The following is a 26,132-nucleotide window of genomic DNA, read 5'->3' as shown; positions in this document are numbered from 1 at the left end:
GTTTAATTTTAGTAAATAAGTGCTTTTATTGCTTAAGATAAATTTGCAGAAAGAAAAATTATTAACTTAAACTTTTTTTAAACCAAGGCTTCTTTATCTCTTTTTCTTGATACTGATAACTGTAGTTTGCGCCATAATTATATTCATTTTTCATAATTACTCCGTTAATAACAATACCAACATTTTTCAATTGCTCTTTTTTAATAAAATTGTTTAGCTGAAATAAAGCACTCTTATCCGTAAAATCGTATCTCATAACAAACACCGTCACATCAGCCAAATAACTAAAATTGAGTGTGTCAGACACCATTTGAACAGGAGCAGAATCTATAATTATAAAATCATAAAGATCTTTTGCCTCCTCAATCAATAATTCAAAATTGGTATTGGTTAATAATTGAGTCGGATTAGGAGGGATTTCTCCCGAGAAGAGCGTATCTAGATTTTCAGAAAAATTAGTGTTTTTCACCAAGAATTCTTTCCAGTCATCACTTTTATTGGACAGGAAATTAGAGAGGCCAAAATTGCTTTTTTCAATATTAAAATAATCATGCAATTGGGGATTTCTTAAATCCGCACCAATAAGTAATACTTTTTTATTAAGATTACTAATGGTTACAGCGCTATGAAAGGCAGAAAAAGATTTTCCTTCTCCCTGAATAGAAGAGCAAAACAATAATACATTTCCTTTCTGCTCCTTTTTTTTGGGTAGTAAATAGGATATGTTAGAAAATAAAGTACGTGTTGCCTCTGCTATCATAGAACGTGAAGTAGCCGTATTATCTAACTTTTCAGAATCATCTACTTTAGGAATAATTCCTAGAAAAGGAATATGAGAAAATAGTTTCTGGATATCTTCCTCGTTGTGTATTTTGGTATCCAACTGTAAATTAAGATATTTGATTCCAAGAGGAAGAAGTAAACCAAACATAAAAGCACCTATCATAAAGGATTTGGGCTGCGGGAAAATAGCCGAATAATTGGTTTGAGATGGATTTATGGTTTTTAAATTAGATTCTAAAACGGCACCATTCAAGATGGCTTCTTCTCTTTTTTGTAATAAAGCCAAATAAGTTACCTCTTTCAAGTCAATATTGTTATTAATATTACCTAATACCCTATCTTTTGTAGGAATGCTTTTAGCTTCTGAATTGGCGATATTTTGTTCCGATCTGTTTGCAGCATTGTTTTGATTTAGAAAGTTTAAATATCCATCCAAAGTATTCAAAATAGCTTGTTTTTGCATCTTTAATTGCACTACTAAATTAAGATAGGTCGGATTATTCTTTTGCGCTCGCTGTAAGATAAGCTCACTTTCCAATATGCTAGCGTTATAATTTAAAAGTAATTGATTGACAGTAGGTGCTTCTAAGTTGTAACCCGTACCCAAAGCAGAAGTACTACTTGTCCTTCTTATATCATTAATTGCAAATTTTGTTAATGCAATTTGTCTTTCATTGAGCATGGAACTCTCTTTTTTAAGATTCTTAACATTAGTTTTATCTACAATATATTTATCCAAAACCAATATGTCATTATTTTGCAAATAATTCTCTTTCACACTTTCAATAGAGTCTTTTTCTTTTGAAAAAACTGCTATCCGTTGGTTTAAGTATAAAACTGTATTGTTAAACAACTTTTGTTTGTTGTAAACAATATTTTTATCCAGCAATACAATAAGTTCATCTAAAATTTTTCGGGAACGTTCAGGATTTGTTCCTTCATGAGTCAAAAGTAAGTTTGTGTTTTGACTTTCAGATGTATTAACACTAAGTCCAGATTTTAAATTTTTTATTGCTGATGCAGTAGGTTCAATATTGACAACATACTCTTTACTTAGATAATAAGAAAGATTCTGCTTAGCCTTAGAAGTCAATTGAATCGTGAAAGGCAAACCTTCAAAGGCTTGACTAGTACTATGACCGCGAATTAAATAACTCTTTTCAGCAACAGGATTACTTATAAGGAATCCTTCTTTTACTATTTTAACATCATATCCTATTTCAGGTAACAAATCATTTGATACAGTCGTATTAATAACAAAAGGAACGTCATTTATACTTTTATTTTGGATATATCCCTTTTCAAAATAGTTAATATTCAGTTGCAAACTGTTAACCACTTTTGATAAGAAATCATTAGAAGTGACAAGTATTATTTCGTCATTCAAGTCAACCTCTTTTTTCTCAACACTCTCCTTGCTAAAAGTGTTTATTTTTGCATTTTCCTCCTGCTTTTTATCAATATTGATTAGTGCTGATGTTTGATAAGTAGGTGATGCTGTTTTGATATAATAAAAGGCAGCACCCACACACAAAATTAAACTAACCATTATCCAAGGCCAAAACTGGAAATACTTGAAAAATTCTTTTTTAAAATCCATATAATTTTTATTTAATTTGTAATTAGTAAAACAACTGCTAAAAGAGAGGCTACTAAACCCATCACTTGTATCGGATCTTTGATTAAACCTCCACTATTTGCTTTTAGCTTATTAGGTTTTACCATAATAACATCATTTTGTCTAATTCGATAATCTGGATCAGACATCCATGAAGCTGTCGTTAAATCAACATGATAAACCAAACGTTTACCGTCAATCTCTCTAATTAACATAACATCTTTTCGAATTCCCGAATAAGTAAGATCCCCTGCCAATCCTATTGCATCGAGTATACTAATGGATTCTTCGGTAAAAGGTATTACACCCGGAGATTTAACCTCTCCCAAAATGGTAAATTTATTATTGAGGACTCGAACCAATACTGTAGGACTAACTAAATATCCCTCTTTTATTAGACGATCTTTTATTTTAGTCTCCACTTTAGAAGGTGTTAAACCACCAACATTAATTTCATTTAAAATAGGCATGGTAATATTCCCTGAAGGATTAACTAAGTAACCTGTTAACTTCATCATTTCTACAGATGATTGTGCACTAGATCCCACATTAATGTTAAATGGTGCAGCCACTACAGGATTGAGATCACTCACATCAATTTTTAAGATATCATTAGGTTGTATTTTAGCGGTTGCATAAGTCAGAGTCGAATTAGAATACTGATCTAAATCTTGTAAATACAACATCTGCTTCTTTGTGGTGCAAGACTGCAGAAATAAAAGCAATAGAATTATCGTTAGGAGGATTTTTTTCATGGTAATTATTGTTTATGTGAGTAATTTAAATTAATGTTAATTTTACCGAAATGATTAATGAACTAAGTACTGCCTTAAAGCAATAGATTTTTTAAGAAAGACAACCAGAAATGCAGTTAAGCCGTGGTATCTATATATTTTGTAATCTTCATATAAAACTTCAAAAGCGCGTTTTGTATTGGTGCTCATGCCACCCATTCGCATTTTAACGATATAAGCATTGATATAGTCCATCTTAATTTTGTATTTATACAAATAGCGCAGTAAAAATTCGGTATCGGAGGCTATTTTAAAATCAAGGTTATATAAACCATATTTATCGATTATAGTTTTCTTCAAATAGACGGTAGGATGCAAAGGCAGCCAACCCGACTTGACTTTTTGTAGGCTGAAAGCGCCTCCAATACGGTTCCGAATCAAGCGCTCTTCAGTATCATTCGATACATAAACACCATCGCCATAAACGCCTTCTGTACTTGGGTCATAATTAAAACGAGCTACAATTTTAGTAATGGCATTTTTATCATAAAACTCATCATCAGAATGCATCAAACCAATAACATCACCTGTTGCCAATTTGAGTCCTTTGTTTATGGCATCATACATACCTTCATCAGGTTCTGAGATATATTGGCTTATTTTATCCCGATAAGACTCAATAATTTCTTTTGTCCCGTCTGTAGAATTGCCATCAATAATAATGTATTCTATATTGTGATAATTTTGTTCCAACACACTTTTGATGGCTTTTTCAATAGTAGCTTTTCGATTGTAACATACCGTTATTACAGTAATTCGCATAAAATTTATTTTTAGGATTAAAATACTGTCTTGAACTTTTTAGAGCATAAAAGGCTGATTCCTCAATAAGAAATTGAGAAAAAAACAGTAGAAATAAATCGTGATATTTTGTAAAAAAGAAGTCTTTTATTGATTTAACAATAGCTTGTCAAAATAGCTGATAGTAGTAATCAAGCCTTCACGCAATTGTATTTTGGGTTCCCAGCCCTCTAGTTTTTCATTAGCCAGAGAAATATCGGGTTGTCTTTGTTTGGGATCATCTTGTGGCAAATCCAGATGGATGATTTTTGATTTGGAAACCGTCAATTCAATAATTGCCTGAGCCAATTCGAGCATCGTAAATTCATTTGGATTTCCTAAATTTACCGGCCCCAAAAAGGCTGGATCTGACCCCATCATTCGAATCATGCCTTCTACCAAATCATCTACATATTGAAACGAACGCGTTTGTAAACCATCCCCAAAAATAGTAATATCTTTTCCCTGTAAAGCTTGTACAATAAAATTAGAAACTACTCTCCCATCTACAGGATTCATATTGGGTCCATAGGTATTAAAAATTCGAATGATTTTAATGGCTACCTTATTTTGATTGTGATAATCCATAAATAAAGTCTCGGCACAGCGCTTGCCTTCATCATAGCAGGAACGAATACCTATTGGGTTCACATGCCCCCAATAGCTTTCGGTTTGGGGATGTACAAGAGGATCTCCATACACTTCACTCGTACTGGCTTGCAACACTTTGGCCTTGACGCGTTTTGCTAATCCCAACACGTTAATAGCTCCCATCACAGATGTTTTAATCGTTTTAATTGGATTATATTGGTAATGCACTGGAGATGCTGGACAAGCCAGATTGTAAATCTCATCAACTTCAGCATAATAAGGCTCTGTAATGTCGTGTCTCACCATTTCAAAATAAGGATGATCTAGTAGATCAATAATATTGGATTTGGCTCCTGTAAAGTAATTGTCTAAACAAATCACTTCATTACCTTCATTCAATAATCTTTTGCATAAATGGGAACCAACAAATCCAGCTCCTCCAGTTATTAATATCTTTTTCATTTTAATCTATTTAAGGTTTTTATATTCTGGGATAAAAGAAAAATTCTCCTCCCGAAATCAAACTGTAACTTTTAAATAAGTCCCGATTTAAACAGGAAATAATTCTAATTTATTTATGAAATCTCCTGAAAATTTTATTTTATTTTGTTTTTTAAAATGAATGATCTAGCATATGATTTCCTTATATGCCATACTCTTAAAAAATCATTATAATTGTAGTTATAATATGCTTTTTCCCAATCTGCATCCAAGTAACTTTTCCAAACTGAAAATCCCCTGTGAAAATATCTTCCAAATAAATCCCAAGGTTTTGGAGAGCCTACAAAATGTAAAGTTGCTTTTTTACTCAGTGGTCTATTAATATGAGCATACCAAGCGAGATTGAATTCATCAGGTAAATAAGCAAAATTTCCAGCGAACAAACCATTAAGTATCGTTTGATCAGCAGATTTTAATTTATTTGGATAACTTCTTCCGAAAGTTAAACACTGATTTTTAATATCATTTTCGCGCCAAACTTTTAAATTCATTAAAAGTATTCCTGAATTAAATGAGGCCAATTCTGGATTTATTCCAATCTCATCGCAAAAAAACAGATTTTCTAATGAATATCGAATAGGTCCTCCATTCACGGCAGCAATTGCTTTACCCTGAAAATCAAACCCCTCTAGTGATAAGACATCTAATTCAACAACAAGATCAGCGTCTAAATACAATACCGTATCTTCCAGAATATAATCCTGTAATAATAATCTACCATAAGGTGTCCAATCTCCTTGTAAAGATTTAAAATTCCCAAAATGTTTTTTAGCATTAAAATCGATTAATTCTACATTGGTTAAACCGTATTTAAATAATAACTTATAAATATTTTCTTTATCATCTTGATTTAGATCAGCACATAAAATATAAATATTTATTTTTTTGGGATTAGAACAGTTTTCTAATAGAGAATTTAAGGTCACTCCAAGACCTATCATTGCTAACCTATTAATGTTAAATGCTATGTTCATGTTTTTTTTATTAATTTAATTACCCACTAAATTATTTTTATGTTCAGTTCCAAATATTTAGTATTAAACCTCTAAATGCAATTGTATATTCCTAATTTGGTTTTTTGTTTGCTATAAATATTGGCACAATTCATAGCCTCTTTTAAATTCAACCACAGTGTTTTTAACACCTAAAAACACTATAACCAACTGATTAACATCATTTCACTTTCAATGATTCAACCTTCGTCTGTATTTGAAAAAAGTAATGTGCTTTAAAACGAGCTAAATAAAAACCTTCCTTACCATCTAAAAAGCCGAATTTTAAAAAGTAGGCTCCTATAAAATAGACAGCAGGAAGTAATCCTGTATTGAGAAGACTGTATTTAATTTTTTGATTTAAGGATAAATCACTGTTTTTAGATTGCTGAAGTTGCAGATATCTTTGGGCTTCCCAAGTGGAATAAGCATTGTGTTTGGCAATATAATGATCCAAGTTTTTAAAATCTTTATGAACAACCTTGGCATTAATCACTCCAACCTTGCCTTCTATAATAGGATGTTCGTGTACTTCCATATCCAAATGGCTCCACAAATCTTCTTCAATTTTTTCATAGGCTCCTTTGGATTTTTTAAAAAGAGCCGACTTTTGAAACCCATAGCCATACCTCAGTTTCTTTCCCATAAAATAGTTTTCAAACTGTATGGTGTAGCCATTGTAAAGAGGATCTTGGATTTTAATTGCTACTTCATTGACAAATTCATCTGTAACAAATTCATCGGCATCAAGAAACAAAATCCATTCGTAGAGAAGGTTTGCATTTTGCAGCGCCCAATTGCGTTTTTTAGGAAATTTACCATCCCATTGAAATTGTACTACTTCGGCTCCCATAGCGGTTGCAATGTTCATTGTATCATCAGTACTACCTGAATCCACCACAACTATTTGAGCAAATCGCATTAATTTTTCCAAACAAGATGGTAAATTTAATTCTTCGTTTTTGACTGAAACGATTACGGTAATAGGAATTTTATTCAAAACTTCTCGATTTTATAATTTTGGCAGGATTCCCTCCTACTATGGCATTTTCCTCCACATCTTTGATAACTACAGCACGCGCAGCAATTACAGCATTATTTCCTATGATTACTCCAGGCCCTACAAAGACATCTGCCGCGACCCAAACCCCATTTCTTATTACAATTGGCTTTAATATTAAAGGGAAACCTTTTTTAGTATAGTCGTGAGAAGAAGCGCATAGATATGTTTTTTGTGAAACTATCGTATTGGTACCAATGCTTATTTTTCCTTGATTATAGCAATCTACATTAGGTCCAAGAGTAGAATTAGTACCCATTTCTAAATTCCAGGGAGCCCATATTTTTACCGAGGCATAGATATGCGAGGACCATTCTATCTTTGCACCAAAACATTTCAGTACTAAAACTCTCCATTTTTTAAATAATCTGGAGGCAAATGGGCGAAATAAAATTAAACGAACAACATTCCAAACCAATCTCGAAATTTTGTTTTTTAAACTAAAGGAGTGACTATATGTAGATAAATCCAATATGTTGCTTTTTAATTAAGTACTTTTTGATATAAATCAATTATTTTATTTGCTACCGCTTTTATCTCGTATTTTTCTGAAACAAGACTACGTCCATGATTTCCCATTGTTTTCAAAACTTCTGGAGAGGTATGTGTTACTTTTACTATGGTTTTTTCTAAATTTGAAACCGATAAATTAATCCACCAACCACATTGGTGTATTTCTAAATCTTCCCAAGGTGTGCCTTGAGTTGTTATTACCGGAACCCCTACTGCTAGAGCCTCGGCCACTACAATGCCAAAATTCTCGCTATGAGTGGGCAGCACCATAACATCTGCAGATCGTAAAAAATTCCATTTGGCTTCACCGTATTTTGCACCTACAAAATGAACATTTTGTAAATCCTGGGCACTTTGATTTAAGTGTACGATATAATTTTCATCACCATTACCCGCAATTTCCAGTATCCAACCATTTGTATTACTATTGCGCCAAGCTTCTAATAATAATTCTATCCCTTTCTTAGGATGAATTCTAGATAAAAACACCATTTTTCTGGTTCCATAATCTTTTTTAATCTCTTTTACATCAGTTAAATCAATACCGTTGGGAATAATACAAATAGGTTTTGTAAAACCTAAAGCTTGGATATTTTTGGCTTCCATTTGTGCAGTTGCATGTAGGTATACAGACCGTTGTATGGCTTTTTTTTGGTATAAAAACAAGGCGATTTTTTTTTTCAATGGATTATGTGCCATGATCCAAGGTTCCAGCATACCATGAGGAGAAACAATCACTTTAATTCCTAGTTTTTGAGCCGCTTTTTGAAAGCCCCAGTTTTGGGGACTCCAAATCCCATTAATATGAACAAGGTTGGGTTTTTCTTTTTCTAAAAAAACAGAAAATTCTTTTATCATGGAAAACCATCGTAAAACACTTGTTTTAAAAAATTTGATATTTACCCCGTAAATAACTATCGGATGTGCTGAAATTCCAGTAACAACAATAAGTTCCACATGATTTTTTAACGTAGAACTTAATAATCGCATGTACTCTGTAGTTCCTCCTTCTGTTTTATCAATTCCGGCAATAAAGTGAATTACTTTCATATATGTAAAATTTATTTGTCAGTGTTCAAACATGGTATCGCCTTTTTATTTATCGGTGTTTGCATGCGCAAACTTGTTGTTAATGGCGATTTCATACAATTAGCTTGATTTCTTTATACATGGCTTCAATGGCATTTAAGGAATACTCCGTAGTAAATTTTTGAGATTGGTTTAAAGATCTTTCAATCACCTCGTTTCGTTGAAATGTGTTTAATGATAATACCTTTTCTAACATATTCGCTCCATCCTCTTTCCATTGTTGCCAATGAGCAGTATTTGTTGGTTTTTTGTCAATATAATAAGCTGCCATTCCGCCTACTTCGTTCATGGGAGCTTTATTCGTAGTTATGACAGGACATCCTGAAGCCATTGCTTCAATAATGGGCCAGCCAAAACCTTCATCTAAGGATGGAAACAACAAACAATTCGCTCCCGAATAAGCACTGTTGATATAGTCATCGGATAAGTCCGTAATAAAATGAATGTCTTCTTTGAAAAGTGATTTCTGACTAAACGTTATCAATTCATCCGAGGGTTTTTCACCGATCAAGACTAAAGGTATTTTTCCATTATAATTGCTACGCCAAGTGTCATAGATTTCTATTACTCCTATTCTGTTTTTATAGTACTGATTCCCTCCGATGTGCATGATATATCCACTAGATAATACTATATTTAACTTAGCTTCCAATAAATCCCGAGAAGCTACTGACGATAAAGAATGGAAAGGACGATTCAAACCGTTGTAACAGACTACAGAACTTACAATCTTACCTAGATGCAATTCATGCAAATCTTGTTGTGTTTTTTTAGAAATGGAAATAAAACACTTCCCTATTGAAAAACCGTTCCTGATATAATTTTGATATTGCCTACCTGTAAACGATGTTGGATTTTCCGGGATTGTTCCCAAGGCCGATTTCAAAGCCAAAAAATCATGACAATGTACAATATGGTTTCTATTCTTCACTAGAGGCACCCAGGGACCCAAGGCTTGATCGACAAATACAAAAAGAGTACCATTGGAACAATTGCGCAGTTTTAATTTTACCTCTATTGGAAATACAAAATATTGATCGATATAACCAAGCCATTTTTTCAAGGATTTCATCAAAGGCAGTTTGTAAAATCGAGCTTTAGGAGTCCAAACAACTACCTCGTGTCCTCTTTCTTGCATTCCCTTCAACAACATACTCGCATAACGTGGCATACTTTGGGAACCTAAAAAATCAGGATGGGTAAATAGAACTATATGCATTGCTATTTATTTTATTTAATTCTTTCAATCAAATCTGCAAGACAATCCTCATGCGCTCTTTTTTGAAAAGTTCTGGAAATTTTCACGGAATAATCACTAAATGTTTTATGCAACACTTTGTCTTCCATCAACTTTATGACCTTGTTGGACATTTTTTCAATATTACCAAATTCATATACATACCCATTTTTTCCTTCTTGCACATCATCATTTTCTCCATAACTCCCGCATCTGTCACTTAAAACAGCAGGCAATCCCATAAAAATGGCTTCGCTAATGGCCAAGGAATGGGGTTCTATTCTCGCTGGATGCAAATACAAATCACTTGCCGCATAATATTTGGGTAAATCTATTGGATCCACAAAACCAGCAAAATGCACCACATTTGATTTTAGTTTAGCCGCTTTGGTTTTTAATTCTTCTAATGTAGTACCTGTACCTAAAATAATTACATGCGCTTTTTTACCCTTACTTTCCAAGTTTTCTAATAAATCAATCAAATGCGATTGGTTTTTCCATTCTACCAATTTACCAACGACATTGATTACAAAAGTGTCCTGAGAAATACCAAATTTTTCCCGAATGGTTTTTCTGTGAAATTCTTTTTCATCAAATATCTTACTGTACACCTCGATATCAATTGGATAATGCATCCTGATGAATGATTTTGGATTTACTCCATACAGTTTATAATAATCCTCATTGGCATTACCAACCGTAAAAAAGTAATCGATCTTTTTGAAATACCATCTTAAAGCAAAAAGCTTAACGAAATTCTTGTACCATTTGCGATGTTGTCTGTTTTCAGCATCTGTTATATAAACAAGCGGAATATCATTACTATTGGCCCATTTGTGACATGCTCTTTGAAACTTTTGAAAGTAGCCATAACTTATAATCGCATCAGGTTGAAAAGCTTCTAATTCATATTCAAGAGTTGGGGCTTCCAGGTTTTTATCAGAGGGTAAAACTTGATCCTTATTCATGAATATATGCTTAAACTCATCCATTCGTAAATTATTCCATACAATCTCATTTCCGAAATTCTCGTCAAAATAGCGTTTGTAACCCAACATAGAGGCAAAAAACACCTTGACATTGGCATTTGGAAACTTACTCAAACTTATGTATTGCGGGCAAAAGTGTTGTATAGGATGTGACACTACAATAGCAATATTTAAATTATTGTTTTTCATTCTTTAGATATTTTATTATTATAGTTCGAATCATACTCATCAAATTTTTGAATACAAATTAATGCTCCAAAACAAAACCAAAAATAAATCGCTATTGGAGGCTGGATGGTCAATGTTCCTATTAATCCTTGGACCAGTATATAAGCAAATAGAAAAGCCCCAGCACTGTAAAAATCTTTGTTTTTTATGGAAAGTAAAATTCTAAATGCGGTAAAAATCACGAACAATCGAAATCCATACCAAACAACAGTTAAATACAGTCCACCTTCCCAAACAATGGTGCTAAAATCCGTTTCTGTCCAAAAACCGGAATTCCGAATTGATGCTGCATAAGAACTAATTTTATCCGAACCGTTAGTCATTACCCCCATACCATGTCCAAGAAATGAACTGCTCGAAAGCTGGACAAATGGCTCTAAGATTCTATCCAAGATTGCATCATTATTATCCCCACTGCTTCTTTCTGCATACGCTGCAAAATATTCTGGTTTCCAAATTTTAATAACAGGAAAAACAAACAAAAAAAGTAGAACGGGTACAATTAATTTTTTTAAAGCAAAAAAGGGATTATTCAATCCAATACAAACAAACCCAATTACTATTATTGTAACTATTCCCAATACTGCAGATCTTCCTCCAGTACTAAACCCCCCAATTATTAACATCAAAAGCGTTCCTGCTTGAATCAAAAAGAACAACACGGAATTTTTTTTGTTTTTAATGTTTATAAAGAAAAAAGCAAGAAAAACAGCAGCAGCAAAAACCAAAAAAAAGGAATATTGAGCTGTAAATGAAAATGTTGAACTTATCCTTAATTGACCCGCTGCACTAAAGTTTTCTAATGAATCCCCTCCCACAGATCTATTTAACCAATGAGTTGAAGGCAAATTTAATTGCAAAATTCCCGTGAGGACAGTAGTTACAATTAATATTGCAAAAAGATTTGAAAAAAAAACAAATCTATTTTTATAATCTGCTGGAAATGCTATTGTCATTAAAATGGCAATTACAAAATAAAGTAGATATAATTTCCCCCCCCATACAATCAAAATAGGATCTATAAATAAATTATAAAGCAGCAATGGGTAAATCAAAATAATCACTGCTTTGAAAAACTTAGCTGTCTTTTTTGAAGTCTCTGAAAGTTTTGTTTGTACAAAAAAATACAATCCAACTACACACAATAAATCCTTTAAAAAAAAGATTCCAACACCGATTGCAGGGAGGGCTTTTCTCAAAACCCCTTCAAAAACGAGTACTACCAATAAGGCATATATCAATTTTCTAGCCTTTGCTTCCTGATTTGTTATACTATTCAATTCTTTCTATTTTTTAAAAAGACCGTTTCTAATTTTTCACAGAGAATAGATCCACTTGCCTCCCATCCGTTCATGCCGGCAGCTTTCCCTAGAGCCGCCAATTTCATTTTATCCAACAATTCACTATCGGATGAAAGCAGTTTCAATTTTTCATAGATTGCCAATGAATCTCTTATGGGCACAATGAAACCTTCTATTCCTTCAGTAATCAAATCCAGACCTCCAGAATTTGTGGTAGTAATTAGAGGCAATCCATAGGACAATGCCTCTCCTAAAACTAAACCATAACCATCTTCAATTGTAGGCAAACAAAAAACATCAGCCGATTGGTAAGCCTTTTCTAAATCAGCTCCTTTTAATACTCCAACAAATTCGATATCATCCGTTATCTCTAAGCCTTCGATACCGGAAATTTGCTCCACAGGTCCTACTATAGTCAATTTTTTATTAAGTATTTCTAGCCTTTTAAACGCTTCTATCAAATAACGAATTCCTTTTCGTACTGATATTGAACCGACATAAAGCACATTAAAAGTAGCATGCGCTTTTACATCGTTATTGGCTTTTTGAACCGGGATTGTAAAGCCATAAGGAACTTTTAACAACTTTTCTTCTGGAAAACCTTTGGCCAAAAAGCTTTGTTTAACAAATTCCGAAGGGAGAAGAATATAATCCGCAGCATCATATTCCTTTAATCGTCGCTCCTTATCCTTTTTATGAAAAGGCTCCCAAGGAAGATTTAGACTTTTATGTTCTTCTCTTAATAAATCTTCTTGATATTCAACATGGGAATTAACAACTTCCACGACCGTTATTTTTCCCATTTTATTGGCATAATTACAACTTGACAATCCATTTCCGTTGTAGAAAACAAAAACATCTGCCTCTTTTAGAAACTTTTTACAGGCAAAATCTTGTTCGATTTTGGCCAAATAAGCCAAATAATTGCTCATTTTTTTTGACGCACGCATTTTTAGGCTTAGTAAATAAATAGTTTGAAGAATGTCGGCACGATATAATTTTTGTTTTAGTTCAACTATTTTAGCTCTTGGACTCAACCTTGGAAAACCGCTAACAAATACCGATAATAAGTTGGCTTTATTCAAACTAGAAGCATATCGATAATGGTGGGCTCTATTAGGCGCTGTATAAATAACCTTCATTATTTTAAGGTGTTTAAAATAACATCAAAGTAGCGCTCACTGACTATTTTTTCTGTGTGTAAACTTAAATGGGCAGCTGCTAATTGTCTCAAATTTTCTTGTTTTTCCTTGTTCCCTAAAAGCTGAATCGTTGACTGAACTAAGGAAGATACAGAATTGCGTTCAAATACTACTCCTGCTTTTCCTACCGCATCAGGCAAGCCTCCACCGTCTGATACAATGGGAATGCAACCACAAGCCATGCCTTCTAACGCAACAATTCCAAAGGGTTCTTCCCAACGAGAAGGCACTAATAAATAACGATGCTTATTTAATTCCTTGGCAATAGCCTCTGCTGGCAAAAATCCAAGGAAACGAATCTCATTCGTTAGATTGTATGTTGTGGCTAATTCCCTAAGCTTTTTCATTTCAAGACCATCACCAATAATTGTCAAGGAATACTTTTTTTCGTTAAGGTTATTCAACTCATTCAATAATTCAACACACATATCAGCACCTTTGTCGGATACCAATCGTCCCACAAATACAAAATCATGCTTTTTAATTACAGCATGTTGTTGAAAATTATTGGAATCGTAGGGATTTCCAATTACTAGGGCATTGTTAAAAGTGAAGTTTTTAATTTTATTGCTGCAAGCCGTAACTACATTGTAATCATTTAATATTCTTTTTTTCAATCGTTGCTGAAACGTTACCTTTTCGTTTGGAGCAACTATCCATGTTTGCAAACCTACTATTTTAGGCTTTCGGATTAAAAGATTAGGCCAAGACATCCCAAAACAAGGATTATTTTCGAATACCGCATCACACCAATTTAACAAACTAGTGATTTCATTTAACGACGGATCTCTAACAACCTGAAACGGAAATAACTTACTCCCTTTTTCTTTGGTCCGCGTAACTACAATTACAGAAACATCTTGTCGCTTGTCAAAATTATTGGCCAACATCAATGAGATGCTTTCGATACCACCAATATTAGGGTAAAACGAATGACTGAATAAGAGTATCTTCATATTGAATTAGAGTTGTATTTTTTTTGTAAAAGCAAGTGAAGTTGGTCTAACCTCTTTTGGTCTTTTATTGGTTAAAGGAGTTTCGAAATAAACAAACAACCATTTCGAAACGAGAATGGTGAGTATAAAACCCAAAACTTTAACTGATAATTTCATGAACAAACTACTTGTCAACCCATCTGTCAAGTAATACAAAGTAAATAATATGGGAATGTGACTTAGATAAATGGAATAAGACCACAAACTTAAATTAGCAACGGCATTTCTTATAAAAGCAAACTTGTTTTCCGGGAATTTTAGCCGCTCTATTTTTGGAAGCACGAATGAAAAGGACAATGGAATCAGGAAAAGGAGTAAAATACTTTCACTGGAATCCTTTTTGGAAAACATCATTAAACCTAAACTTGACACGAACAATAATGCACCCAATAAGGCTAAAGCATTTGTTTTTTTTTCGTTGAAATTTAATTTGATAACTGCCACCAATACTCCAGATGTTATTGAATCTAGTCTTCCCAATGCTACCATTCTTAAATTATGTATTCCAGTTGCTAAAAGATAATTTTTAACTATAAAACACGACACATAAAATAATAGAATGGTAAAGCAAAATGAATTTATATTTTTGAAACCTAATTTTCTGAATAAAAAGATTGGAATTGGAAACAACAAATAAAACCACTCCTCCACACACAAACTCCAGGATATACCATAAAAACCGCTTGATACTTTTAATAAATTTTGACCAAAATAGAAATACTCACTAATTACGGACCAATCTATAGTATCCTTTTTTATATAAATATGAAAAGGTATCATTAACAATAAAAACAAAAAATAATTGGGTATTGTTCGAAACCATCTTCTTTGCCAAAAATTAAACACGATCTCAGGAGAATTACCTTTATCAAAAATTCTCCACATTATTTGACCTAGAAGATACCCACTTAGAGCAAAAAACAATTCTACTCCAAAAAAGCCTAAAGCATCAAAAAATTTAAAAAAATGAGATACTAAAACGAGAATTATAGCCAATGCTCTGGCAAAATCTAAACCAAAAACTCTTTTCTGTATCATTTAAAATTAATTGCGAATAGATTTCAAGAAAACATCACACACACTACTTAAACTATTCATCCCCGTTTCGGACGGTTTAATCAAACTCAGGTTTTCCTTTTGATACTGAATAATATCATCGAATGAAACCGGAATATCCTCTTGGTCAATCCAAGGTTTAGCCACACTTATGATGGCCAATTGATGTTCGCGCATTGCAGCCAAAACGCCACTCTTGTCTGAAATCTTGTAAGGGGTGGAAGAAATCCCGTAATCACTATTTGTCAATACTTCTGATATTTTTTCTTCACTGGACGCCCCTAATAATTCATATTCAATTGCATACAGTTCCAAGATATTGGTCCAAGTACCCAACATGGCACCATGACGGCCAATAAAAACAAATTTTGATTCTTTGTGCAGATGCTCCAGCTCTTTTTTTAAGTCTATTATGAAATCTTCAAAAGGAGCCTTGTCGTGAATTGTTGCAAAAACTACTATTCTGACTAATTCTGGACCCTCGCTCTTGGAAGCAGTCACGGAAACATTTCCAAAAAGCGGTAAATAATGAGAAATTATCGCTACTTTAGATAAATAATGCTGATAAATTTTAGATTGGGTATGCACCACTTTGGGGGCAATACTTTTTTCAAGTTTTTGAATTATTTTTTTTTGCAAAAAACCGACACATTTTTTTTTGAATGTCGCTTCTCGCTCAATTCCTATCCATAACTCATGAAACATAAAATGCCATTGGTGTTTTCCTTTGAGTTTATTTAAAAATCCAGACAACCAAAACGGCAATCCTTTGGAATCAAAACTATAAGGTACAAATTGCAGGCTAATCCAATCGACATTTGCTGCATTCAAAATTTCTTGAGACCAAGCCATCTGTTGGTTATAAGAACTGCCCATAGGAATGCGACTCACAATAACGGAACTCCCTTCGACAAATTGAGTTTCTGTAAAAAAAAGGTCGGCGTGTTTATCGCACAGGGAAAGAATCTGGGCTTGATGGCCTATTCTTGACAATTCTCCACACAAACGTCGGATATAATCGCCCACACCATCTTTACCAGGTTCTGCTGAGCCGCAAATGAAGAGTATATTCATGTTGTCTTTCGTTTTCCTATTTTTTTGGCAGGTACACCGCCCCAAATTTCATATGATGGAATGTTTTTGTTTACTATCGAGCCAGCAGCTATAACCGCACCTTTGCCGATTTTTACACCAATCAAAACAACTACATTACATCCTAACCAAACGTCCTCTTCTAAAACAATTTCATTTTTAGGTGCTAGTTGGTTTCTGATTAGCATACTTTTTTCGAGCCCATGGTTGTGGTCTACAAAACGACAGCCTGCCGCTATCAAACAATTGCTCCCAATTGTAATTCTATCGGTTATATTAAACTCTGTATTGTTGCCAATAAATACATCATTACCAATACAAATGGAGGGGCCTTGTGAATAGATGCCATCATAATGAAAATAGATACCATGCTCTAATCTGCAATTATTCCCTAGTTCAACTTGATGAGGCCAAGTAACTTTTGTGTTTTTACCAATGTAAGTGTCTTGACCTATTTTTAGTCCCAAGAATTTCCAAAAACTCGTGTTGATTCTTTTAGAAACTCCTATTTTATGAAAAACATGGAAGATGATTCTTGCCCTTAAACTTTTCATTTTTTATTAAACTTTATAAAACCGTCCAAGAAACTTGCTTATCTTAATAGCATTCAATTTATTGCTTTTTTCTCCTTTAGAATGGGATAAAATGGGATAAACTGCATATTGCCAATACCATTCATCAACAGGTCTAGGAGATCTTCCTTGCAATGCTCTTTGCAAAAAATTTACGTTCCACGGTTTGTTGTTTCCCAATGCATGAAACATCGTTGCTTTACCGGGGCCAAATCCCATCCCTTCTTTACCAATGTAACTAATGGTGCCGTTGTATGCTTCAATGGTTACATTTAAGGCATCTTGATCTGATTTGTCAAAAATCTGGAAACCTTCCACTTTCAATATAGTTGAATTGTAAGTTTGTTTTGAAAAAATGGATTTATCAAGACCTCCTATTGCATCCCCCATATGCTCTTGCAGCTTAATCCACAAACTCAAAAAAGAAATGTCTTTTTTAAGAAGTCCGACGAAACCGCCATTCACATAAATTTGGTTTTTAAACTGCAAATCAATATTGTACTTTTTATAATAGGTCTTCCAACCTTGTCTGCGGGGATGAAATTCTTGAAAAGGAGAATTAAGATCTTCACAAAGTGCCACGCCACAATTTGCCCATTGTTCAAAACAAGTCCAAGAATCATGAACTACTATATCGGGGTCAAAATAAAACAACGCTGCTGCTTCCTTTGCGGGACCTTCCCATAATTCCAACATAAAGTCGGGCTTGTAATTAGTTAAACTATAATTGGTAATTAAAGGCAAAAAAACAAGCTGCATTCCTTCAACCGGATTTAAAACAACTGCTTCTTTCCATTTACCAATAGCCTCTTTTTTTCCTTTTAATGCCCAATTGGGTAATTCTTCGCGATAACCAACATAAATGGTTCCTCGAAATCCTTGCTTATAAAGTGAGTTAGAAAGTGTAGCAACACCATGATGGTAATTGCCCTCAAAAAGAGTACAAATTGCTGAAATCATTAATTTTATTTATTGGTTGCCATTTTACGATTTATGTATCTTTTGACTCGCTTAATTTGTTCCTTTATATAAGTTATATGGAATAAATCAGCACAGTGTATTTTAAAAAGAAGCCACTTTCTATTGCTATTCGTTTGATTTGAAAATATTAATTCATCAATTGGTTCGCAACCTAATCTTCCTCTGCCTGAATAATGTAAATGGCTTATGGTTACTTTCTCGGTAGGTGCTGAAGTTCGTTCTTCACATCCTTGAAGAGCCTGAATTAAATCCAAACTATTTTTATAATCTCCTGACCAAGTGCTCAACCAATTGTGTGGGGGCTTGCATAAATTAAGCTGCTTCCAGTCTCCCAGCAAAGCTGCAATATGTATTAAGGCTTGGTCATGTTTTATTGGGATTTCAGGATTTTGATTAAACCAATTTACGGCGGCATTCATATCGTTAATCATTTTTGATTTTTTTTTCACCAGCATGTGTCCCGCTGTAATTGCTGATTTTAAACTATCCTTCCCAAAAATTTCTTCTACTTTTTGAGGTTGTAAATAATTATAAATTCCAATAGTGGTGTACTCTTTATCGGCATGAACCAAGTCAAATCCTTCTGTAAACTCAAACAAACGTTCCCAATTCATCAAAGCAACAATATCGTTATCTGAATAAATAAATTCATCCCAATCTGAAAACCAAGCTAAAAAACGGTATAAATACCCCATTGGACAATCCGTTAAAACACTTTTTAAATTATTTACAAAAGCTTTTGCTTCTTCAGAAAAATCGTCTACAGTTAAAAATTCAACCTCATCTAGGATGTATTTAGAATTTACTGGTTCTCCCCCAAAGTGAATCAATCGAATAGGTAAACTACAAGCACTTTTCCGAATGGAATAAATTAAATTTTCACTGTGCAATTGGCTTTTTAAATTGGCCACTAAAACAATGCCTTTTTTCATTTTATTACTTTTGTAAACCGTGGTGGTAATGACCTTCTTATTAAAGTCCAAATTGCTGAATTCATGTTTTATATTCTTTTTTTATAAAACGTGCGGGTACCCCTGCCCAAATCTCATATTCTGGTATTGATTTATTTATTACTGATCCAGCTCCGATTATAGAACCCTTACCTATTGTAATTCCTTGTAATATAACCGAAGATGTTCCAATCCAAACATCATCTTCAATGGTTATTTTTGCAGTTGTTATTGGCTGATTTTTTATTTTTATATGTTTTGCATACTCATGGCCTGTATCAATAATAGTGATGTTACTGGCTATAAAGCAGTCATTACCTATTTTTATTTTTGTACTACATACAAACTCACAACAACGACCAATAAATACTCTATCTCCAATAGTTATATTACACTCTTTATTAAAAGGAGAACCAATCCGAAAATCAATATTATTTTGAATATCACAATCACTTCCAACGAATAAATTATTTGGCCATTCACATGAAATCTTTCCTATACGAGTTCCTTTTTTAACTTGAAGCCCCTTAATTTTAAAAAATATAATTCTAAATTTATTTGAAAAATAATTTAATTTATTGAAGAACAATCCTATTGTAGTTGGATTCATAAGTTGGTATATGTTTAATGATACAATTCTAAAAAACGGCAAACATCGTTATCGTTTAAGAAACTGTATTAGCTTTCAACTCTCCTATAATTATTTTATAAACAGTTAAATGCTGTTTTGCAACGACATTCCAATCCAACTGTTCCAATGCGAAATTCCGCTGTTTTAGGGCAACATTATTTCTAAAATCGGAATCATTATAATATTTTGTAAAAAGGGCTGTCATGGCTTCAAAGTCATCTCTTTTAACCACCTCAAATACTTCTCCTCCTCCATAAGATCTTATTCCTCCTATGTCTGTGGTTATAATGGGCAATCCTGTCGCAATGGCTTGTACAATTGCAGTATTAGCGCCAGAATCAATCATTGGCATCAACATTAAATAACTGGTTTGGTAAAATTCCAGTAGTTCTTCATCACTTAAGCCTCCGTGAAAAAATACCGTTTTTGAGTTAACAATAGGAGCCAGTGCAGCGATTTTTCTAAAAGCTACTGGTATGATAAAATGAAACTCTAGTTTTTTTCCAAAATCACTATCTAAAAGCAAATAATAGACTTTCATAAACATTTCAAAATCACGTAGAAAATGGCCAACAAACAAAACTTTATTCTTTTTAACCAAAGTTTGATCACCCGGTTTAAAAAAATCAATATCTATCCCATGTTTTATAATATGGATTTTTTCTGGAGATATATATTTACCAAATTCGTCTGTCTCTTCTTCATATAAAAGGATGGCATTATCTAAATAAGTTAATTTCTGAAGCTTTTCTTCGCTCCATTGACTGATCGGTAAATGAATAGTAGCTACTAATTTTTTCTTCTTTTTTTGTATTAAAGACAGAATATGAAGGTGACTTTCCAAGTAAAGGATATGGGACATACTCCTATAAGACATCTTGTTGATAAAACTAAATTCCGCAAAAATTTCTGAAGTACTTATTCCATTCCATTTCCTATATTTTTGAATTAATTTGCCAAAAGCCTTACTGAAAAAATGTTTTTTTGAACTTGTAATCTGCAAACTTACTCCCTTGGGAAAATATTCTGTTAGACATTCATAACCGGAGAATTTCCCAAACCAACCTATTTTATTGCTCAGTATATTTAATTTCATCTTTTTTTACTTAACTTTTTATTTATCCAATTTGAAACAGGGAAAACATTTTAATTATTTTTTTTCAAGTTATGCAGACTATAAAAAGCAAATCCAACATTAACCAGGAATGAATAAGCTGCTAAAAAAAGGTTATAATACAATGCGCCTAAAAGAGTAGTTAATTTAAAAAATAATGCTCCTAAAACAATCCCTAATACACCAAGTGGTATTCCAATAATAGGATTAAATGCCCAACCTCTGCAATTGTATAATGAAAAAACTATTCCGGTCATTAATCCTATGCAACTTCCCATAACACTCAAAAACAACTCGAAGGGCAATCCTTTATAAGCATCGCCAAGGAGCCAGAGGATTGGTGTTGGAAATAAATAAACTATCACAACAACTGCACTTAATAGAACAACTAATATTCCCATTATTTGCATAAAGCGTTGTAATAAAAGATATTTATCAGATGTCAGTTTAGCAAAACGAGGAATAATTAAAGTCGTGATTATAACACTAAACAGTGAAAGCAACATGTTTAATCTCCCCAAAGCTCCCAATTGAGCAATAGAATTAGTATTGCCAAAAACAGAAATTAACCAAATGGTAATTTGTCCCGATACGCAATAATAAATAGACGTTGGCATGATCCGCTTTACCAAAGTTAAAATCTCGGCACGGATTTCCTTATCGGGTTGCTGATTCTCGTCGGCAAAGTCATAACCTATTTTGCTCAATTGAACATTACCCCAAATACGGGGCAAACCTGCCGCCAAAATGGCTATAAATGCCCAGGGAAATACAAACATTGTCAATCCCGTTAATAATAAGCGGCCTAAACCAACGCTTACTTGATTTTTCTGTAAGGGAAGTATTGTCTGATGCAATTTGGGCACTATTTCCAACAATGAATCTGACAAGGCAGCATAAAAAGCAGGAATCAAGGCTAATGCTATAAGCAGAGTCGTTACAATACTTGCTCCATTGTGGATTAAAAGATAACACAAAATAGGCACAGAAACCACCAAACTCACAAAGCCGAATTTTTTCCTTAAATCTATACCTGTCGCTAAAACGGCACCCAATTTTTCTTTGTCCTGCCATACCTTTCCCCCTTGCGCCATGACTCCAGTAGAGATTCCGCTATCAGCTAATACGGTCATTGTACCTAACATCGTATTGGCCAGAGTATAGAAAGCATATTCCTGAACGGGTAATAAGCGAATGATGAGAATCCCGCAAGCAAATCCAACAGCCTGTACAATAATTTGGGCACTTCCTGTAATAGAAATTAATTTACCCCAACTAACGACCGTATCATACTTGGGATGTTGTTTGAGTTTTATCAAAGTATCTTTCAAAAAATAGAATTAATACAGTTAAAAAATAGATTTTTTTGCGATTGATAGGCTTAGCCTTTACCAATTCCTTTAACCTCAAAACCAATTGCATTTAATTTTCCTGCATCCAGAATATTACGACCATCGAATACAAAAGCAGGTTTGTACATATTGATATAAATAGCATTCCAATCGTAAGTTTTAAATTCGTCCCATTCGGTCAAAACAGCAATTGCATGCGCTTGATCGAGAGCTTCTATTGGGGATTGATATACAAAAATTTGTTTCATTTTGGATGCAATTTTCTGCTCTGTAAGTCCGTTCAATTCCCATAAATAGCACATATCGGCTATAATTTTTGCCTCAGAAACTTTGGGATCATATACATGGATTTCCGCACCATCTTCAATTAGGTGTTCCGCTACATAAATAGCTGCCGATTCCCGAGTATCGTTGGTGTCTTTTTTAAAAGCCCAACCTAAAAAGGTTATTTTTTTTTCGCTAACGGTATTAAAAAGAGAACTAATAATATTCTTTGCAAAACGATATTTTTGGTAATCGTTCAGGATAATTACCTGCTCCCAATAATTAGCCACTTCAGGCAAATTAAAATAACGACACAAATACACTAAGTTTAAAATATCTTTTTGAAAACAAGATCCTCCAAAACCTACAGAGGCTTTAAGAAACTTGGGGCCTATTCGACTGTCGGTTCCAATGGCATTGGCAACTTCATCAACATCGGCTTCAGTGACTTCACACAAAGCAGATAATGCATTAATCGAAGAGATTCTCTGTGCTAAAAAGGCGTTGGCCGTTAATTTTGACAATTCAGAAGACCATACATTCGTGGTTAAAATCTGTTTCGGTGACAACCAATGCGCATAAATATCAACCAAGGATTGAATCGCTTTTTGACCACTTTCGGTTTGCTTTCCTCCAATTAAAACACGGTCTGCATTAAATAAATCATTGATGGCTGTTCCTTCGGCCAAAAACTCGGGGTTGGAAAGCACTTCAAATTTGACCCCGTTCCCTGTTCGGTCTAAAATAGTCTGTAAAGTTTCGGCTGTTCGTACTGGAAGTGTTGATTTTTCGACTATAATTTTATCGTTTTTGGCTATTCTGGCTATTTGTCTGGCACATAACTCAACAAATTTTAGGTCTGCGGCCATTCCTTTCCCTTCACCATAGGTTTTAGTAGGAGTATTTACTGCTATAAAAATCATGTCCGCAGCGTCAATTGCACTTTCCACTTCAGTCGAAAAAAACAAATTACGTCCTCTTGCCTCATGAACCACTTCAGCAAGCCCAGGCTCATAAACGGGTAGTTTATCTAAATTTTCTTCGTTCCACGCCGCAATGCGTGCTTCATTTAAATCGACTACAGTCACTTTAATTTCTGGACATTTCAAGGCGATAACAGACATTGTTGGACCACCTACGTAGCCAGCACCTAAACAGCAAATATTTTTGATTTTCATTTTAATAATTTTTTTATGAGGCAGAAAATTGTATGTTTCAGTTATTTTTTAACTATTTCCTTTCATCAGCTACTCGAAATAATTCAAGGTAGTATAACCTCCCTCTTTCAAATATTGGTCTTTCCTCATGAGGTTTAAATCAGATTGCATCATGTCTTTAACCAATGTTGCTAAATCGTATCGACATTCCCAACCCAGTTTAGTTTTGGCTTTTGTAGGATCACCAATTAGCAAATCTACTTCTGTAGGTCTAAAATATTTTGGATCCACTGCTAATACTTCTTGACCTATTTGAACTTGATAATCTGGGTTACTGCAAGATTTCACAAAGCCTTTCTCGTCTACACTTTCACCTTTAAATTCTAATTCAATACCCACTTCGGCAAAACTCATGCGTACAAATTCACGAACTGGAGTTGTTATTCCTGTGGCAATTACCCAATCTTCGGGTTCATCAGCTTGCAAAATCATCCACATCATACGCACATAATCTTTGGCATGGCCCCAGTCTCGTTTCGCATCCAGATTTCCTAAGTACAATTTGTCTTGCAATCCCAAGGCAATCCTTGAAGTCGCTCTAGTAATTTTGCGAGTTACAAAAGTTTCTCCACGAATGGGTGATTCATGATTGAATAAAATTCCGTTACAAGCATACATGCCATAGGCTTCCCTGTAATTTACGGTAATCCAAAAGGCGTACATCTTGGCTACTGCATAAGGCGAGCGTGGATAAAAAGGAGTTGTTTCTGATTGGGGTACTTCTTGCACTTTACCATACAACTCTGAAGTTGATGCTTGATAAATACGAGTCTTTTTTTCTAATCCCAAGAAACGAACAGCTTCCAAAAGTCGTAAGGTTCCTAATCCATCCGCATTTCCTGTATATTCTGGAGTTTCAAATGAAACTGCTACATGACTCATAGCTGCTAAATTATAAATTTCATCAGGTTGAATTTCTTGAATTAAACGAGTCAAATTAGTACTATCAGTCATATCACCATAATGTAAAATGAAGTTCCTATTTTCTACGTGAGGGTCTTGATACAAATGATCAATTCGATCCGTATTAAATGAAGAAGAACGTCTTTTTAATCCGTGTACGATATAGCCTTTTTTTAATAAAAATTCACTTAGATAGGCTCCGTCTTGTCCTGTTACTCCCGTGATGAAGGCAGTTTTTTTTAATGGGTTCATGTTGTAATTATAAGGCACAAAGGCATTGTGGCGCAAAGTCGCAAAAGTTATGAAGTCTTACTGTAAAGAACTTTGGAGGGTACTGCAAGTGCAGACTATTAATAACTAATTTGTTTAAAATTTTTGATATTTTCCAAAAACCAATTGTAGGTTTTTTGAATTCCTTCTTCTAAATTTACCTGATGCTTCCATCCGATGTTGTTCATTTTGGAAACATCCATTAATTTTCGTGGAGTTCCATCAGGTTTGGTGTCGTCCCAGATAATCTCCCCAGAATGCCCAACAATTTTTTGGACTGTAGCAGCTAATTCCTTGATGGTTAAATCTTCCCCTGTTCCTACATTATACAAATAATCAGGAAGTTGGTTTTCTAAAGCAAAAACTACTGCCGCCGCCATATCATCTACAAATAGAAATTCTCTCATGGGGGTACCTGTTCCCCAAAGAACTACTACGGCATTATTATTTTGTTTGGCTTCATGAAATTTACGAATCATAGCGGGCAAAACATGAGAACTGTTCAAATCAAAATTATCATGTGTACCGTACAAATTGGTTGGCATTAAACTCACAAAATCTTTTTCGAATTGCTTACGTATGGCTTCACATGCTTTTACACCAGTGATTTTTGCCAAAGCATACCATTCGTTAGTGGGTTCTAAAGCAGCTGTTAACAAATACTCTTCCTTTAATGGCTGTGGCGCTAATTTGGGATAAATACAAGAGCTTCCTAAAAAAATAAACTTCTCAACACCCGAACGATGGGCTACATCAATAAGGCTATTTTGTATTTGCATATTTTCCATCAAGAATTGATACGGAAAATTTTTGTTAGCCAAGATACCTCCCACTTTAGCAGCAGCATCAATAATGACGTCGGGTTTTGTTTTTTGGATAAAATCACTCACTTCTTTTTGTTTTCTCAAATCCAACTCTTTGCTAGATGCGCCAGTTAGATTAGTATAGCCTTTTGTAGTCAAGGTTCGCCAAATGGCACTTCCTACCATTCCATTATGACCTGCTATGTATATTTTTGAGTTTTTATCTATCATGAGATTCGTATAATAAATAGCTA

24 protein-coding genes are annotated in these 26,132 nt (G+C 33.9%); all 24 read right to left on the bottom strand.

What is annotated here, in order from left to right:
• Positions 1–61: 61 nt before the first annotated feature.
• The 24 genes from ACM55M_RS16955 to ACM55M_RS16840 all read right to left on the bottom strand — a co-directional run bounded on the left by ACM55M_RS16955 (position 62) and on the right by ACM55M_RS16840 (position 26,106).
• The gene (locus ACM55M_RS16955) at positions 62–2,383 is read right to left on the bottom strand and encodes a GumC family protein (protein ID WP_416858859.1); all 2,322 of its coding nucleotides are present in this window, start codon (positions 2,381–2,383) and stop codon (positions 62–64) included.
• Between the two features lie 11 nt (positions 2,384–2,394).
• A complete protein-coding gene (locus tag ACM55M_RS16950; RefSeq protein ID WP_416858858.1) occupies positions 2,395–3,156 on the bottom strand; it encodes a polysaccharide biosynthesis/export family protein in 762 nt (253 codons plus the stop codon).
• Positions 3,157–3,210: 54 nt separating this feature from the next.
• Positions 3,211–3,957, bottom strand: a complete 747-nt coding sequence (locus tag ACM55M_RS16945; RefSeq protein WP_416858857.1) for a glycosyltransferase family 2 protein — start codon at positions 3,955–3,957, stop codon at positions 3,211–3,213.
• A 126-nt stretch (positions 3,958–4,083) separates the two neighbouring features.
• The gene (locus tag ACM55M_RS16940; protein WP_416858856.1) at positions 4,084–5,028 is read right to left on the bottom strand and encodes a UDP-glucuronic acid decarboxylase family protein; all 945 of its coding nucleotides are present in this window, start codon (positions 5,026–5,028) and stop codon (positions 4,084–4,086) included.
• Positions 5,029–5,162: 134 nt separating this feature from the next.
• Positions 5,163–6,041, bottom strand: a complete 879-nt coding sequence (locus ACM55M_RS16935; protein WP_416858855.1) for a glycosyltransferase family 8 protein — start codon at positions 6,039–6,041, stop codon at positions 5,163–5,165.
• Between the two features lie 199 nt (positions 6,042–6,240).
• Positions 6,241–7,059: a glycosyltransferase family 2 protein gene (locus ACM55M_RS16930; RefSeq protein WP_416858854.1), complete on the bottom strand. Its 819-nt coding sequence runs from the start codon at positions 7,057–7,059 to the stop codon at positions 6,241–6,243.
• Positions 7,052–7,591 carry an LbetaH domain-containing protein gene (locus ACM55M_RS16925; protein ID WP_416858853.1) on the bottom strand — a complete coding sequence of 180 codons (540 nt, stop codon included), beginning with the start codon at positions 7,589–7,591 and terminating at the stop codon, positions 7,052–7,054. Before ACM55M_RS16925 ends, ACM55M_RS16930 begins: the two co-directional genes overlap by 8 nt.
• 11 nt (positions 7,592–7,602) lie before the next feature.
• Complete coding sequence (locus tag ACM55M_RS16920; RefSeq protein WP_416858852.1) at positions 7,603–8,682, bottom strand: glycosyltransferase; 1,080 nt, start codon at positions 8,680–8,682, stop codon at positions 7,603–7,605.
• Between the two features lie 91 nt (positions 8,683–8,773).
• The gene (locus ACM55M_RS16915) at positions 8,774–9,940 is read right to left on the bottom strand and encodes a glycosyltransferase (protein ID WP_416858851.1); all 1,167 of its coding nucleotides are present in this window, start codon (positions 9,938–9,940) and stop codon (positions 8,774–8,776) included.
• A gap of 11 nt (positions 9,941–9,951) precedes the next feature.
• The gene (locus ACM55M_RS16910; RefSeq protein WP_416858850.1) at positions 9,952–11,136 is read right to left on the bottom strand and encodes a glycosyltransferase family 4 protein; all 1,185 of its coding nucleotides are present in this window, start codon (positions 11,134–11,136) and stop codon (positions 9,952–9,954) included.
• On the bottom strand, positions 11,133–12,455 hold the full coding sequence (locus ACM55M_RS16905) for a hypothetical protein (protein WP_416858849.1): 1,323 nt from the start codon (positions 12,453–12,455) through the stop codon (positions 11,133–11,135). Before ACM55M_RS16905 ends, ACM55M_RS16910 begins: the two co-directional genes overlap by 4 nt.
• Positions 12,452–13,618, bottom strand: a complete 1,167-nt coding sequence (locus ACM55M_RS16900; RefSeq protein ID WP_416858848.1) for a glycosyltransferase family 4 protein — start codon at positions 13,616–13,618, stop codon at positions 12,452–12,454. Before ACM55M_RS16900 ends, ACM55M_RS16905 begins: the two co-directional genes overlap by 4 nt.
• Positions 13,618–14,634, bottom strand: coding sequence for a glycosyltransferase family 4 protein (locus tag ACM55M_RS16895; RefSeq protein ID WP_416858847.1), 1,017 nt, complete (start codon positions 14,632–14,634; stop codon positions 13,618–13,620). The genes ACM55M_RS16900 and ACM55M_RS16895 overlap by 1 nt, the downstream gene beginning before the upstream one ends.
• Before the next feature lie 6 nt (positions 14,635–14,640).
• A complete protein-coding gene (locus ACM55M_RS16890) occupies positions 14,641–15,711 on the bottom strand; it encodes an acyltransferase family protein (RefSeq protein ID WP_416858846.1) in 1,071 nt (356 codons plus the stop codon).
• A 6-nt stretch (positions 15,712–15,717) separates the two neighbouring features.
• On the bottom strand, positions 15,718–16,803 hold the full coding sequence (locus ACM55M_RS16885) for a glycosyltransferase family protein (protein WP_416858845.1): 1,086 nt from the start codon (positions 16,801–16,803) through the stop codon (positions 15,718–15,720).
• On the bottom strand, positions 16,800–17,375 hold the full coding sequence (locus ACM55M_RS16880; protein ID WP_416858844.1) for an acyltransferase: 576 nt from the start codon (positions 17,373–17,375) through the stop codon (positions 16,800–16,802). Before ACM55M_RS16880 ends, ACM55M_RS16885 begins: the two co-directional genes overlap by 4 nt.
• A gap of 6 nt (positions 17,376–17,381) precedes the next feature.
• On the bottom strand, positions 17,382–18,353 hold the full coding sequence (locus ACM55M_RS16875; protein WP_416858843.1) for a hypothetical protein: 972 nt from the start codon (positions 18,351–18,353) through the stop codon (positions 17,382–17,384).
• A gap of 5 nt (positions 18,354–18,358) precedes the next feature.
• On the bottom strand, positions 18,359–19,306 hold the full coding sequence (locus ACM55M_RS16870) for an alpha-mannosyltransferase (protein ID WP_416858842.1): 948 nt from the start codon (positions 19,304–19,306) through the stop codon (positions 18,359–18,361).
• Positions 19,307–19,367: 61 nt separating this feature from the next.
• Positions 19,368–19,934, bottom strand: coding sequence for an acyltransferase (locus ACM55M_RS16865; protein ID WP_416858841.1), 567 nt, complete (start codon positions 19,932–19,934; stop codon positions 19,368–19,370).
• Between the two features lie 55 nt (positions 19,935–19,989).
• The gene (locus tag ACM55M_RS16860; RefSeq protein WP_416858840.1) at positions 19,990–21,051 is read right to left on the bottom strand and encodes a glycosyltransferase family 4 protein; all 1,062 of its coding nucleotides are present in this window, start codon (positions 21,049–21,051) and stop codon (positions 19,990–19,992) included.
• Between the two features lie 50 nt (positions 21,052–21,101).
• A complete protein-coding gene (locus ACM55M_RS16855; protein ID WP_416858839.1) occupies positions 21,102–22,400 on the bottom strand; it encodes a lipopolysaccharide biosynthesis protein in 1,299 nt (432 codons plus the stop codon).
• Between the two features lie 50 nt (positions 22,401–22,450).
• Positions 22,451–23,863, bottom strand: coding sequence for a UDP-glucose 6-dehydrogenase (locus tag ACM55M_RS16850; RefSeq protein WP_416858838.1), 1,413 nt, complete (start codon positions 23,861–23,863; stop codon positions 22,451–22,453).
• A 69-nt stretch (positions 23,864–23,932) separates the two neighbouring features.
• Positions 23,933–25,057, bottom strand: a complete 1,125-nt coding sequence (gene gmd, locus ACM55M_RS16845) for a GDP-mannose 4,6-dehydratase (protein ID WP_416858837.1) — start codon at positions 25,055–25,057, stop codon at positions 23,933–23,935.
• A gap of 98 nt (positions 25,058–25,155) precedes the next feature.
• On the bottom strand, positions 25,156–26,106 hold the full coding sequence (locus tag ACM55M_RS16840) for a GDP-L-fucose synthase family protein (protein WP_416858884.1): 951 nt from the start codon (positions 26,104–26,106) through the stop codon (positions 25,156–25,158).
• Positions 26,107–26,132: the final 26 nt, after the last annotated feature.

It is taken from the genome of Flavobacterium galactosi (genome assembly GCF_048158585.1).
Lineage (GTDB): Bacteria > Bacteroidota > Bacteroidia > Flavobacteriales > Flavobacteriaceae > Flavobacterium > Flavobacterium galactosi.
This window is presented reverse-complemented; position numbering and strand designations above follow the sequence as displayed.